Here is a 13,219-nt window from a genome sequence, read left to right as displayed (position 1 = left end):
TGCGCCCTACTTGAGCGCCCCCATGGTCAGGCCCGACTGGATCTGCCGCTGGAAGATCGTGTAGACGACCAGCATCGGCAGGATGGCCAGCGTCAGCGCGGCGAACAGGGCGGCCCAGTCGGAGTCGTACCCGGCGGCCGTGGAGATGTCCGCGATGCCCTGCGTGAGCACCCACTTGTCCCGCTCCTGCAGCAGCACCAGCGGGAGTTGATACTGGTTCCACTGGCCCAGGATGTTGAAGATGGTGATGCTCACCAGGCCCGGCCTGGCCATCGGCAGCATGATCTGGAAGAAGACGCGGGTGTGCGACGCGCCGTCCACCATGGCCGCCTCCCCCACCGCCGTGGGCAGTGTGCGGAAGAACGCCGCCAGGAAGAACACCGTGAACGGCATCGAGTAGGCGATGTAGACCAGCACCAGGCCCGCGTGCGTGTTGAGCCCGATGAACGGCCCGACCAGCGGCACGTTGCCCATGTTCTGCACCACGAAGAACAGCGGCGTCAGCGCCAGATAGACCGGGAAGGCCAGGCCGGAGACGAACAGCAGATAGACGGCCCGGTTGCCGCGGAAGGAGTAGCGGGCCAGCACGTAGGCGGCCATCGCGCCGCACAGCATGGTGCCGAACGTGCTGAAGGTCACCACCACGACGCTGTTGAGCATGTACTGGCCGATGTGCGCCTGCTCCCAGGCCCGCGCGAAGTTGTCCCACCGCAGGGTGGCGGGCAGCGACCATGCGTCGCCGAAGATCTCGTCCTCGCTCTTGACCGAGGCCAGGAACGTCCACAGGATCGGCACCAGCGTCAGCACGGTCCACAGCAGCAGCGCCAGGTGCGACAGCATCGCCATCGGCCCCAGCCGCCGCCGGGTCTCCTGGCGGGCCAGCTTGCGGGAGTTCGCGACCGTCCACGAGGTCATCTCTAGTACTCGATTCTTTCGCGACGCGACAGGCGCAGCGACAGGATGGCGAAGCCGATGGTGAAGAAGAACATCACGACGCCCAGCGCCGAGGCGTAGCCGAAGCGGAAGTGCTGGAAGGCGTTGCGGTAGATCTCGGTGGCCATGACCGTGGTGGAGAAGTCCGGGCCGCCGTGCTGGTCCGTCATCACCCACACGATCGCGAACACGTCCATCGCCAGGATGCCGAGGTAGACCCAGGCCACCTGCACGGTGTCCCAGAGCAGCGGCAGCGTGATCCGGAAGAACAGGCTGACCCGCCCGGCCCCGTCGATCTGCGCCGCCTCGAACATGTCCCGCGGGATGGAGGCGAGCCCGGCCGAGAAGAGCACCACGTAGAAGCCGACCGCCTGCCACACCATGACGCCGAGCACCGACCAGAACGCGACGTCCGGATCGGACAGGAAGCCCACCGGCCTCGCCCCCAGCGCCATCAGCGGCCCGTTCAGCATGCCGCTGCCGTCGGGCCGGAACACCTGCTGGAACAGCACCGCGACCACGGTCACGGCCAGCACCTGCGGGAAGAAGAACAGCACCCGGTAGAACTTCGACCCGGCGACCCCGCCCACGCCCCGCCCTTCGCTGCCCACGTTGAGCAGGAACGCGAAGAACAGGGCGATGACGATCGTCACCAGCGGCAGCAGCACGAGGAGCGCCGCGTTGTGCGTGACCGCCTTCCAGAAGACTCCGTCGGAGAAGAGCCTGACGAAGTTGTCCAGCCCGACGAAGTTCGGCGTGGCGGTCACGCCTCGCCAGTCGGTCATCGCGATGTAGAACGCCTGGGCGTACGGCGAGATGACGTAGACCAGGTAGAGCGTCACCGGGGCCGCCAGGAACGCGGTGATGAACAGGCCCCGGCGATAGGTGTTGAACATCAGCGCTTGTATTTCTTGATCGAGGAGTCGTTCTTGATCTCATCCGCCTTCTTCTGCAGGCGCTGCACGTACTCCTCGGGCGTGACGCCGCCGCTCATGAGCTGCCCGGTGGCGGCGACGGCCTCGTCGTGGAGCTGGGCGTACCAGGTGCGCCAGCGGTAGTAGACGGTGTTGGCGCCGGCGGCGGCGATCGCCGCCGTGGCACTCTTCGCGCCGGGCGACAGCTCCCGCCCCTCCCCCGCGCCCTTGACCACCGACACGGTACGGACCAGCTCGCTGAAGTCGCCGGCCGCCTTCTTCGAGAGCATGGCCCGCAGGTACTCCATGCCGCCCTGCGGGTTGGCGCCCTTCGACGGGACGATGAACGACTCGCCGGGCTGGGTGTGCAGGGTGCCGTGCGGCATCTTGTCGGAAGCGGTGAAGTCGGGGATGGGGAACATGCCGTACTCGAAGTCGTCGGGGGTGGTGGTCTTCTGCTCGTTCTCCAGCCACGACCCGGACGGCAGCATGGCCACCTGGTATTTGTTCTGCGCCGTCTGGGTCTGGACGTGGTCCAGGCCGGCGGTGCCCTCCATCAGATACTTGGCGCCGACCTCGGCCCAGGCGGTGGCCGCCGTCTTCATCGGCTCGCTGGACCAGGCGCCGTCCTCGAGGTTGTCGATGTTGACGAGGACCTCGTTGCCGCCGATCTTCGCGGCCATGGTGAGCAGCGGCTCGTAGAGATATTGCGGGTGCTTGCCGGCGTAGGTGAACGGCGCCATCTTGCCGGACTTCTTGATCGTCTCGCACAGCTTGAGGAACTCGTCCCAGGTCGTCGGCACCGTCCAGCCGTTGTCCCGGAAGACCTTCTGTGAGTACCAGATGCCGTGGATGTAGTTGACGTAGCCCAGCACGCTGAACTTGCCGTCGTAGGTGCCGAACTCGACCACCGCCGGGTCGAGGATGTCCCTGACCTTGACGGCGGGGTCGTCCCAGCTCGGCGCGTCCAGCATCGGGGTGAGGTCCTGGAGCTGGCCGTCCTGGGCCAGCGCGCCCAGGTCCATGGCGTTGGCGCCGGAGTTGTCGATGACGTCCGGCGGGTTGCCGCCGGCGAACCTCGGCTGCAGGACCTTGGTGATCTCCTTGGTGACGTTGTGCTTGATCGCCGCGTCCGGATACTTCGTCTTGAACAGCGGCTGGTGGATGTCGGTGGCGTAGGCGTCGCCGAAACCGCCGTCGAAGATCCACACCTCCAGCGGCTTCTTGGCGTCCACGCCGAACGGGTTGGCGGCGCTGGTGGCGAGCGGGGCCGCCGACGAGGCGGGGGCCTGGCTCTGCGGGGTGGCGCACGCGGCGAGCGCGCCCGCCACGGGGGCGATGGCGGCGGCACGCAGGAGCGCGCGCCGGGTGATGTGGTGGGGGGTGTTGGTCATGTGAACTACTCCTGACTGGTCAAGCTCCACGTCTGATGCGTCCCGCGTAGCGGCTCTCCAGGGCCTTGTTGTGCTCGTCGCCGCCGGTAACGTTTACCGACAGGTAGACCGGAGGCGTCTCACCCAGCTCCACCAGCAGGTCCACGGCCTCGGTGACGACCATCTGGGCCAGCAGCGCCGAGGTGATCGTGGAGACCGCGCCGTAGCTGCCGCCGCCGGGCAACTCCATGAGGGCGTCGCCGTACGGCGCGCCGTTGTCCAGCACGATGTCGGCCAGGTCCAGCAGCTTGCCGCCCGACGGGTGCCGGGAGGTCATCTGGATGCTGTGCTTGACCGAGGTGATCGCGATCAACTGGTGGCCGCGCTCCTTGACGATCGAGGCCAGCTCGACCACCGTGCCGTTCACGCCCGAGCTGGAGACCAGCACGAACACGTCCTGCGGCGCGACCGGCGCCAGCTCGTAGATCCGGTGCGCGACCGCCGGATCGCGTTCGAGCTCGGGGGTGAGCACACTGGCCGGTTCGCCGCCGTACAGGACCAGGTCTTTGGGCGTGAGCCGGTTGCTGGGCACCAGGCCGCCCGCCCGGCCCGCGATCTCCATGGCGATGGCCTCGGAGTGCCCCGACCCGAACGCGTTGACCACGCCGCCCGCCCGCAGCGACGCCACGACGGCCGCCGCCGCGCGGCGCACCGGCTCCTGCTGTGTCTCGGCGACCTGACGGGCCAGCTCCAGGGCCATGGATGCGTACGTCATCTAGCCTCTCTCCACGCGGTGGCTCTCCACTGCGCTGATCGTGAGCTCGAACGCCTGGTTGGTGCGCTCGTAGGTGCGCTGGGCGACCGCCACGTAGACGGCGTCGAGCACGAACAGCTGCGAGTGGACCGCGGCCAGCCCGCCGAGCCGGAACGTGGTCTCCCTGCTGGCCGTCGTCAGCACCAGGTCGGCGAGCTCGGCCAGCGGGGAGCGGGCGAAGGAGGTGACGGCGACCGTCCTGGCGCCGTGGCTGCCAGCCTCGGCCAGCGCCTCCATGACCTCCCGGGTGCGGCCGCGGTGGCTGATGCCGATCGCGATGTCCTCGGCGGTCATCAGGGCCGCCTCCGACAGGGCGACGTGCGCGTCGCCCGCGCTCCAGCACGGGATGCCGATGCGCCGCAGCCGGCCCTCCAGCATGGTCGCGACGTTGCCGCTGGTGGAGACGCCGACCAGGAGCACCCTGCGGGCGGCGATGATGTCGTCGGCGACCTTGGCCACCACGCCCGGGTCGAGCTGGGCGGCGGTGTCCTGGATGAGCCGGGTGTCGGCGGCGGCCATCACCTCGATGGCCGCGTCGATCGGGTCGTCGGGGCCGATCTCGTGCCCCACGCCGGCGCCCCAGCCCGCCTGGGCGGCCCGGCCGGTCTCGGTGGCCAGCGCCACCCGCAGCTCGGCGTAGCCGGTGAAGCCGAAGGCGCGGCAGAACCGCGTCACGGTCGCGGGCGAGCTGCCCGCGCGCTCGGCCAGCGTGATGATGGTCGACCTGGCGGCCTCCGCCGGATCCGCGAGGATGACCTCGCCGACCCGGCGCAACGCCTCGGGCAGACCGGACAGTTCGGTGGCGATTCGACCCAGTGCTCCTGAAGTCACGAATATTCCTTCCGGATATCGCGTCTTCTGGCGAAAATTATTCTTGCAAAGCGGTCAAGTCAAGACCCACAATCTGATCGTGACTTATTCGCTCGTAGTCGGAGTCGACGCCGGGGCCACCTCCACCCGGGTCGCGGTGCACACCCTCGACGGCACCCGCGTCGGCTACGCCACCGGAAGCGCGGGCAACCCCAGCGCGCACGGCCTGGCCAAGGCGGTGACCGCCATCGGTGACACCCTGCATGAGGCGCTGACCGGCCAGGACGGCTCCCGCGTGGTGGCGTCCCTGGCCGGGGTCGCGGGGCATGTCCAGTCGATGGCGCCCGCGCTGGGCAGGATCTGGGCCGACCTGGGCATCCCGGCCGGCCCCCGGCTCACGGGCGACGTGACGATCGCCTACGCCGCGGGCACGCCCGAGCCGGACGGCTCGCTGCTGCTGTCGGGCACGGGCGCGGTGGCGGCCCGGATCGCCGGCTACGAGATGGTGGCCATCGCCGACGGCCTCGGCTGGCTGCTCGGCGACGAGGGCTCCGGCTTCTGGATCGGCCGCGCCGCCGCCAAGGCCGTCGCCGCGTCCCTCGACCGCGGCTCCTTCGCCGGCCTGCTCACCGAGCTGGTGCTGGAGCACTTCCTCGGCGCCGAGCGCCGCTCCGCGCCGCGCGACACCGCCGATCGACTGGTACGGCTCGCGCAGGCGGACCACATGCGGCTGGCCGCGCTGTCGTCCCTGGTGAGCCGGGCCGCCTCGGCGGGCGACCCGATGGCCCTCGGGATCGCCCGCGAGGCGGCCGATCACCTGGTCGCCACGGTCAGGCGGGTGCATGTCTCCGGTCCGGTGGTGCTCGCGGGGAGCGTGCTGACGAACGAAGGTCCGGTACGGCAGGGCGTCCAGGAGTTGCTGGCCGACCAGGAGGTGGCGACGGCGCGGGACATCGCGGGGGCGGCGGCCTGGCTGGCCACCCGCGACCTGCTGCCGGAGGAGGATCGGAAGGCCGCGCACGCCCGTTTCACCCCTTGACCGCCCCCGCTTGGTTCACCCTTTGATCGCCCCTGCTGTCATGCCCGTGCCCACGCGGCGCTGCAGGAAGAGGAAAAGCAGCAGCGCCGGGAGCGCGAAGAGGCTGGCGGCGGCCATGGTCGCGCCCCAGTCGGTGCCGAAGACGTCGCGGAAGGACGACAGCCAGACGGGCAGCGTCCGTTTGTCGTGGTCCTTGATGATCAGCACGTTGACGAAGGCGAACTCGTTCCAGGCGGTGATGAACCCGAACAGCGACGTCGCCATCAGCCCTGGCGCGAGCAGCGGAAAGACCACCCGGCGGAACGCCACGAGCCGGCTGCACCCGTCGACCTGGGCCGCCTCCTCCAGCTCCGGCGGGATCGCGGCGAGGAACCCGCGCAGGGCGACGATCGTGAACGGCAGCGTGATCATGAAGTAGACCCCGGTCAGCATGGCCAGCGAGTCGAGCAACTCGGTGTCCCTGGCGATGATGAACACCGGCACCAGCAGCGCCTCCCACGGCGCCATCTGCGCGGCGAACACCATGACCACGAACGCGCCCCTCCCCCGCCACCGCATCCGGGCCACCGCGAACGCCGCCAGCAGCGCCACCACCAGCGCGAGCAGCACCGCGACCACGGTCACCAGCAAGCTGTTGCGCCAGAAGGTCCAGAACCCGGGCGCGCTCACGGCGGTCGCGAAATGCTCCAGCGTGGGGGCGGTGGGCCAGAACGTCGGGGTCTCCGACTGGATGTCCCGGGTCGGCTTGAACGCCGTCAGGAACATCCAGTACACCGGGAAGATCGTCACCAGCAGTACGGCCAGCGCCGCGGCGTTGAGCGTGAGCCTTCTCATGAGCGGACCATCCGTCGCAGGTTGCTGATCAGGGCCACGGCGAGGATGCCGACGGTGAGCAGGGCGACCGCCGAGCCCAAGTCGTAGCGGTGCAGCACCCGGGCGACCTTGAACGCGTAGATCGGCAGGGTGGTGGTGGCGTCGCCGGGGCCGCCCTGGCTGAGCACCCAGATCTGCGGGAAGCATTTGGCCACCCAGATCACCTCCAGCGCGGTGATCAGCGCGAAGAGCTGCCTGAGGATCGGTACGGTGATCTTCCAGAAGACCTGCCACCCGGTACCGCCGTCGATCCTGGCCGATTCGTACAGCTCGGCCGGGATCGTGGTCAGGCCCGCGTAGAGGGTGAGCGCGGCGAACGGCACCGACTGCCAGACGACCAGGATGACCAGGACGGCGAAGGTCGCGTTGCCGTTCGCGAACCAGGTGTAGCCGTCGAAGGAGTCGAGGCCGAGCGTGGTCAGCAGCCAGTTGACCACGCCGAGCTCCGACTGGAACAGCCACTGGAAGATCGTGGTGGCCGCGATCACCGGCGTGGCCCAGGCCAGGGCGAGCGCGCTCATCAGGGCCAGGCGCATGCCGCGCCGCAGCCGGACGAGCATCAGGGCGACGCCGGTGGCCAGCGCCACGATGAGCGCCACGTTGATCGCGGTCCAGACGACCGTGCGCAGCAGCACCTGCCAGAACTCGGCGCCGCCCAGCAGCTCCTGGTAGTTCTCCAGGCCGACGAGCGCGGCGCCGCCCCGGATGAGCTCGCCCATCCGGAAGTGCTGCAGCGAGATCACGGCCGCCTTGAGCAGCGGGTAAAGGAGGAGGAAGGCCCCACCCGCCACCGTTGGCGCGATGAGCAGGTAGGGCCACAGGGAGCGGGTCCGCAACTCAGGACCCGCTGTTGAGTGTCGTGGTGATGGACTCGGAGACCTTCTTGGCCTCGGTGGCGGGGTCGGCGCCGGTGAGCACCGCGGTCATGTACTGCTTGATGACCGAGGTGGCCTCGACGGCCGCCCAGTTGGGGGTGTTCGGGGTGGCCCGGCCGACGGCGGCGCCGACCGCCATGGCGGCGGTGCCCTCGTCCCCGGACAGCACCGAGGCCAGCGACGTGCGGTTGGGCACGAAGCTCATGGCCTTGGCCAGCTCGGTCTGGAACTGCTCGCCGGCCAGCTCCTTGATCACCTCGTAGGCCTCGTCCTGGTGCTTCGCCGCGGCCGGGATGATCAGGTCGGAGCCGCCGGTGAAGACGGCGCCTGGCTTGTCGGCGGTCTTGCCGGGGATCGGGAAGAAGCCCATCTTGCCCTTGAGCTTCGGCTCGACCTCCAGGACGCGGGCGGCGATGCCGGGGACGGCGACGATCTGGGCGGTCTTGCCCTGGGCGAACACCTCGTGCTGGGGCGGGTTGGCCTCGTCGGCCTCCTTGGGGCCCTTGCCGAGGGCCTGGAGGCGCTTGTAGAAGTCCATCCCGGCCAGCGCCTGCGGGGTGTCCAGGGCGCCTCGCCACTTGCCGCCTTCTTGTACGGCGAGGTCACCGCCCTCGTCCCAGACGAATCCGGCGAGCGCGTACCAGGTCTGGCCGGGGAGGTAGATGCCCTGGTTACCGCCCTTGTTCAGCTTTTCCGTGACATTTAGCCATTCGTCCCTGGTTTTCGGTGGGGTGTCGATGCCGGCCTTGGCGAACAGGTCCTTGTTGTAGACGACGACCCGGTTGGCGGCGTACCACGGGACGCCGTACTGCTTGCCGTCGATGTTGCCCGGCTGGGCCAGGCCGGGCAGCCAGTCCTCGCCCTTGAGGTCGGCGACCTTGGCGGTGAGGTCGGTGACGCCGCCGCTGGCCGCGTACTGCGCCACCTGGGTGTTGCCCACCTCGATCACGTCGGGGGCGTCGGTGCTGGCCAGCGCGGCGGTCACCCGCTCGCCGATGCCGTCCCACGCCTGGATCTGGAGGTCTAGGTCTGTTTTCGGATGGGCGGTCTCGTAGCGGGTCTCGAACGTCTTCAGCAGGTCCTGCGTGACGCTGCCGTCCATGATCCAGACGGCCAGCTTGACCGGGCCGCTGCTCGCCGGGGTGCCTGTGCTCGCGCCCGAGCCGCACGCCGCCGCGGCCAGGGCCAGTGCCGCCACCGCGGCGGTGAGTCGGTGTTTCATGGTGCCTTCTCGCTACGGGTTGGGGACGGTGTCGCGGAAGGCGGTGCCCTCGGCGCGGAGGTCGTTGACCCGGCTCAGCACGCCGGCAGGCGAGACGACCTCGTTCTTGGCGTGGTAGACCCAGTCGACCTGCTGGCGGTAGGTGCGGGTGCCGGTGGCGGCCTGGAGGTCGATGAACCACTGGTTGAACATGATCCACATCGGCGTCTCGGGGTAGTAGATGCCGCTGTGGTCGGCGAACAGCCGGCCGTCGACGTAGTACTTGATGTGGCCGCCGGACACCTGGATCACCAGGTCATGCCAGCCGGCGAAGCTGGCGCGCTCCTCGGTGTGCGCGTTCACCGCCTGCCACGGCTCGGCCTGGTAGGTCTCCCAGCTCGTGGTGTAGAGGATGTTGGACGGCTCGCCCCAGCCGCCGTTCGGCAGATACTCGAAGTCGAGCTCGCCGTAGTCGGGGTCCAGGTTGAAGCGGAGCGGGGTGATGGTGAAGAACGTCTGCACGACGTGCTCGCCGTCGGGGCCGCTGGTCGGGGCATCGGTGAAACGCACGCGGGCGCCGTACGTGCCCTCGAAGAACTTGCGGTTGGCGGTGGAGAGCTCGGTGTGGACGGTGCCCGAGTTGGTGCCGTTCGTCGAGGAGTCCAAGGTGAGCAGGCCGCTGGGGAAGGTGATCGCCGACGGGGACCAGGTGGCGCCGGGCACGCCTGGGCCGCCCGAGCTGCCGCGCACGGTCCAGCCGCGCTGAGCCAGCCTGGGGTCGCTGGAGTTCGTGTACGTGAAATCGTCGAACAGGACGCCGCCGGGGCCGGGTGGGTCTGTCGGGTCGGGGTCCGGGTCTGGGTTACTGCCGGATGGGTCGCCCCAGGCCAGCTGGCCGTTCACGTAGACGGCGATCTTGTTCCAGTCCGTGTAGGAGGTCTGGGGGCCGTAGGAGGGGTCGTCGTTCTGGGTGAAGCTCTGCCAGTCGGCTCGGTAGAAGCGGAGTTGCAGGTCTCTTGTGGTGGCGCCGGGGGCCAGTTGGCCTGCGGTGAAGCCGATCTCCAGGTACTGCGCGCCGGCTGATTGGGGGACGAAGTGGCCGGTGACCGTTGAGCAGGAGATCACCGCCCAGGAGCAGGCGAAGCGGTAGGTCTCGGTGCCGGTGAGGTAGTAGCGGATTTTGACCTGGTTGAGGGGGATCGTGGTGGTGCCGTCGTTGAAGAGCTGGAGCCAGGGCTCGGCTTGGGCGGTGGTGGTGCCGGGGGCGCTGGTTCTGTACTGGAGGCGGATGGCCTGGGCGGCGCTGGCGGGGTTGGCGATGGCCAGGGTTGCGATCAGAGCCAGGGGGGTGGCTAAGGACAGCAGGATCTTTCGGAAATTTCGCGACATGGGTGGGGTTCTCCTTGTTTGAACGGCCCCCGAATGTGCGGCATGCCAAACAGAGCTGTCGTGCGGCTTGGTGCGGCTCTCGTACGCCTGCGTGCGCCGGCGTCGTGGTGGGGCTGACGTGACCGGGTCGGGGTCAGGCGCCTCGGCGGATGCGGCCCGCGTACAGGGCTTCGAGCTTGAGGTTGTGCGCGTCGCCCTCCGGCACGTTGGCCGAGAGGTAGACCGGGGGGACCTGTCCGGCTTGGAGGAGGTTGCTGACTGTTTGTGCCACGACGAGTTGGGCGAGGAGGGCTGAGGTGATGGTGGAGACGGCACCCGTCGCGCCTCCGTCGGGCAGGGGGAGCACGGCGTCGCCGTACGGGGCTCGGTTGTCGAGGATGACGTCGGCCAGGTCGGTGAGTTTGCGGCCCGAGGGGTGGCGGGAGGGGACCGCGTCGCTGTGCGCGTGCGAGGTGATGGCGATCAGGGGGTGGCCGCGCTCCTTGACCAGGGTGGCGAGCTCGACCACGACGCCGTTCACGCCGGAGTTGGAGATGATCACGAAGAGGTCGTGGTCGTGGACGGGGGCGTTGGCCAGAATGGCGTGGGCCACGGCCGGGTCGCGTTCGAGGTCGTAGCGGTCCAGCTCTTCTCGGGGCGCGTCGCCGTACAGGACGATGTCCCTGAGCGCGAGCCGGTTCGTCGGGACGAGGCCGCCGGCGCGGCCGGCGATCTCCATGGCGACGGCCTCGGAGTGACCGGAGCCGAACGCTTGGATGACGCCGCCCTTGGTCAGCGCCTGGGTGAAGAGGTCGGCGGCCTGGTGGATGGCCGGGTCTTTGGGGATCTCTTGGACGAGGTGGGCGATGTGCTCGGCGAATGCGTCCGGATTTATCGTCATATATCTCCTTCCGGCAGGCGATGTCCCTGCACGGCCCTGACCGTGACGTCGAACGCCTGCCTGGTCCGCTCGTACGTACGCTGGGCGACCGACACGTACACGACGTCCAGCACGAGCAGCTGCGAGTGAATCGCGGCGAACCCGTCGGCCCTGAACGTCGTCTCCCTGCTGGACGTGGTCAGCACCAGCTCGGCCACCTCGGCCAGCGGCGATCGCGGATGCGACGTCACCGCCACCGTGATCGCACCATGGCTGCCGGCCTCGGCCAGCACCTCGATCACCTCCCGCGTCCTGCCGCTGTGCGAGATGCCGATGGCCACGTCACCCTGACCCAGCAGCGCCGCATCGGTGAGCGCACTGTGGGCGTCGGACCTGCTCCAGGTGGGTACGCGCATCCGCTGCAGGCGGTACTCCATCTCGCTGGCCACCGCGGCGCTGCTCGACACCCCGAACAGCAGCACCCGGCCCGCACCCGCCACGGCCTGCGCAACCTTGGCGACCACGGCCAAGTCGAGCTGGTCGCCGGTCTCCTGGATCAGGCGAATGTCGTTGCCCGACACCACGCCCAGGACCTTTTCCAGGCTGTCGTCGGGCAGGATCTCCTGGCCTATGTCGGTCTGCCAGGTCTGCTGGGCGACCCGCCCGGTCTCGGTGGCCACGGCCACCCGCAGCTCGGCGTAGCCCGTGAAGCCGAGAGCTCGGCAGAATCGGGTGATCGTGGCCGTCGAGGTGCGACTCCGCTCGGCGAGGTCGACGATCGTCAGCCTGGCGGCCTCGCCTGGGCTGGCGAGGATCGCGTCGGCAACCTTGCGCAGGGCATCGGGCATCTCATGCCGCTCGGTCCGGATCCGGCCAAGTAGTTCCACGAGATGATAATTATGCCCAACAAACGATGACGTCAAGGTATGTTGCGATAATTTTTGACATTGCTTGGGCCTGAGAAGCGCTCCAGCTCCACCCGTACTACGTGCTTCGCCTGGCAGGCGGCTTGTTGGCGGGTGACAGGCGTCTCACCACAGACCCAAGGCCAGCAAGGGCAGACGCCGCCGAACCCAGGTGCTGGCGGCGCTTCGCGGGAGAGCCTCTCAAAACTAACCCCGACCAGGGAGGGCAGGAGGCCAGCCTCACACGGCTATTTGACTTGAGGCTCCGACCATGGCGCTGGATCGCATATCTCGGCTGTAGTGACCTCACAATTGAGCCGTGCGTCTACGACGTGAATGGCGCCTACCCTGCTGTCATCGAGTAGCAAGCGAAGTTCTCGAGCACTCGTGTTGACTTCGACGTAACCAACGATCAAGCCACGTCGGGCTGCATCTTGGAGGTATCCCATCCGCAAGTTAAGCCCTGTAAGCGTTACTGCGTCTTCGGTGCGAAGCCCGGCCACCCACGCCTCGAATTGCTGGAACAGCGATACGTTGTCACAGTCCTCCACCACCTTGCGATCTTCGCAGTGAGGGTAAGCATCCCAGTAAAAGGGTTTCTCTCCGGGCTGCGATGCGATGAGAATGTTATCAGGGCCAAACCCCTTCGCGTTGTCGAACTCGGCAGCGGGCATCGGCTTACCCAGTTCCACGATAGCCGTCACAGAGGCATATCGACCAAGACCCTCCAGTAGCCCGGCCGTGGCCTTTTTGCTCCCGACGGGAGGGTGGGCGCCGAGCTTTGACAGCAACTCTTGCATTCGGGACTCGCGAAAAACCGGCTCCAAGGATTCCGCCCCAGCGGGAGATATAAGGAGCTTACCGCCCGATGTTGTTTGGAATGCCTCGTAGGCTTTTTTCGAGGCCGGCTCTGCATCAAGGCGCGCCCACTGGGGCTCAATCGTAAAACGGATAGAATATTCCTGCAGCGGCTTCTCCGGCCCAGGTTCAGATGCAATCCGATAATCTGGATTTGCTACAGACAGGCCGCTACGCACTACACGATAAAAGTGACTATAATCGCCACCGGAAAAGCGCGGCCATCCCGGCCTTGACTCTTCCCTGCTTGCGATTAAGGAAATTAAAACAATAATGACAAGGAGACTCGATGTCAGAATCACCCAAGCTGGACGGGAAATATGGCGCAACATTGAACCCTCCGATTCGATACAACGAACGAGGATGGCCGAATGAC

13 protein-coding genes are annotated in these 13,219 nt (G+C 67.9%); 1 reads left to right on the top strand and 12 read right to left on the bottom strand.

The genetic code is table 11. The features are described 5' to 3' along the window. Positions 1-6: 6 nt before the first annotated feature. The 5 genes from IEY87_RS26840 to IEY87_RS26820 are packed head-to-tail and all read right to left on the bottom strand — an operon-like array spanning position 7 to position 4,865. Positions 7-915, bottom strand: a complete 909-nt coding sequence (locus tag IEY87_RS26840) for a carbohydrate ABC transporter permease (protein WP_189141555.1) — start codon at positions 913-915, stop codon at positions 7-9. Between the two features lie 2 nt (positions 916-917). Further along, complete coding sequence (locus IEY87_RS26835) at positions 918-1,829, bottom strand: carbohydrate ABC transporter permease (protein WP_189141554.1); 912 nt, start codon at positions 1,827-1,829, stop codon at positions 918-920. Further along, the gene (gene ngcE, locus IEY87_RS26830) at positions 1,829-3,241 is read right to left on the bottom strand and encodes an N-acetylglucosamine/diacetylchitobiose ABC transporter substrate-binding protein (RefSeq protein ID WP_189141553.1); all 1,413 of its coding nucleotides are present in this window, start codon (positions 3,239-3,241) and stop codon (positions 1,829-1,831) included. Before ngcE ends, IEY87_RS26835 begins: the two co-directional genes overlap by 1 nt. A 19-nt stretch (positions 3,242-3,260) precedes the next feature. Then, a complete protein-coding gene (locus tag IEY87_RS26825; RefSeq protein WP_189141552.1) occupies positions 3,261-3,995 on the bottom strand; it encodes a sugar isomerase domain-containing protein in 735 nt (244 codons plus the stop codon). Further along, complete coding sequence (locus IEY87_RS26820; RefSeq protein WP_225278069.1) at positions 3,996-4,865, bottom strand: MurR/RpiR family transcriptional regulator; 870 nt, start codon at positions 4,863-4,865, stop codon at positions 3,996-3,998. It abuts the gene before it with no gap. Positions 4,866-4,944: 79 nt separating this feature from the next. Here IEY87_RS26820 and IEY87_RS26815 point away from each other — a divergent pair, with 79 nt between their 5' ends. Continuing rightward, positions 4,945-5,883: an N-acetylglucosamine kinase gene (locus IEY87_RS26815; protein ID WP_189141551.1), complete on the top strand. Its 939-nt coding sequence runs from the start codon at positions 4,945-4,947 to the stop codon at positions 5,881-5,883. Positions 5,884-5,898: 15 nt separating this feature from the next. Here IEY87_RS26815 and IEY87_RS26810 read toward each other — a convergent pair whose 3' ends face one another. From IEY87_RS26810 to IEY87_RS26780, 7 genes are all read right to left on the bottom strand, one after another. Continuing rightward, complete coding sequence (locus IEY87_RS26810) at positions 5,899-6,717, bottom strand: carbohydrate ABC transporter permease (protein ID WP_189141550.1); 819 nt, start codon at positions 6,715-6,717, stop codon at positions 5,899-5,901. Beyond that, on the bottom strand, positions 6,714-7,592 hold the full coding sequence (locus IEY87_RS26805; protein ID WP_225278070.1) for a carbohydrate ABC transporter permease: 879 nt from the start codon (positions 7,590-7,592) through the stop codon (positions 6,714-6,716). Before IEY87_RS26805 ends, IEY87_RS26810 begins: the two co-directional genes overlap by 4 nt. A gap of 1 nt (position 7,593) precedes the next feature. Next, complete coding sequence (locus IEY87_RS26800) at positions 7,594-8,853, bottom strand: extracellular solute-binding protein (RefSeq protein ID WP_189141549.1); 1,260 nt, start codon at positions 8,851-8,853, stop codon at positions 7,594-7,596. Between the two features lie 12 nt (positions 8,854-8,865). Next, the gene (locus IEY87_RS26795) at positions 8,866-10,221 is read right to left on the bottom strand and encodes a cellulose binding domain-containing protein (protein ID WP_189141548.1); all 1,356 of its coding nucleotides are present in this window, start codon (positions 10,219-10,221) and stop codon (positions 8,866-8,868) included. A 133-nt stretch (positions 10,222-10,354) separates the two neighbouring features. Next, positions 10,355-11,101, bottom strand: coding sequence for a sugar isomerase domain-containing protein (locus IEY87_RS26790; RefSeq protein ID WP_189141547.1), 747 nt, complete (start codon positions 11,099-11,101; stop codon positions 10,355-10,357). Then, positions 11,098-11,967 (bottom strand): MurR/RpiR family transcriptional regulator, encoded by an 870-nt coding sequence (locus IEY87_RS26785; protein ID WP_225278071.1) that lies wholly within the window; start codon positions 11,965-11,967, stop codon positions 11,098-11,100. Before IEY87_RS26785 ends, IEY87_RS26790 begins: the two co-directional genes overlap by 4 nt. Before the next feature lie 266 nt (positions 11,968-12,233). After that, entirely contained in the window at positions 12,234-13,175 is a 942-nt protein-coding gene (locus tag IEY87_RS26780) for a hypothetical protein (protein WP_189141546.1), read from the bottom strand. Positions 13,176-13,219 lie beyond the last annotated feature (44 nt).

The sequence above is a fragment of the Nonomuraea glycinis genome (assembly GCF_014646515.1).
In the GTDB taxonomy this organism is placed as follows: Bacteria; Actinomycetota; Actinomycetes; order Streptosporangiales; family Streptosporangiaceae; genus Nonomuraea; species Nonomuraea glycinis.
This window is presented reverse-complemented; position numbering and strand designations above follow the sequence as displayed.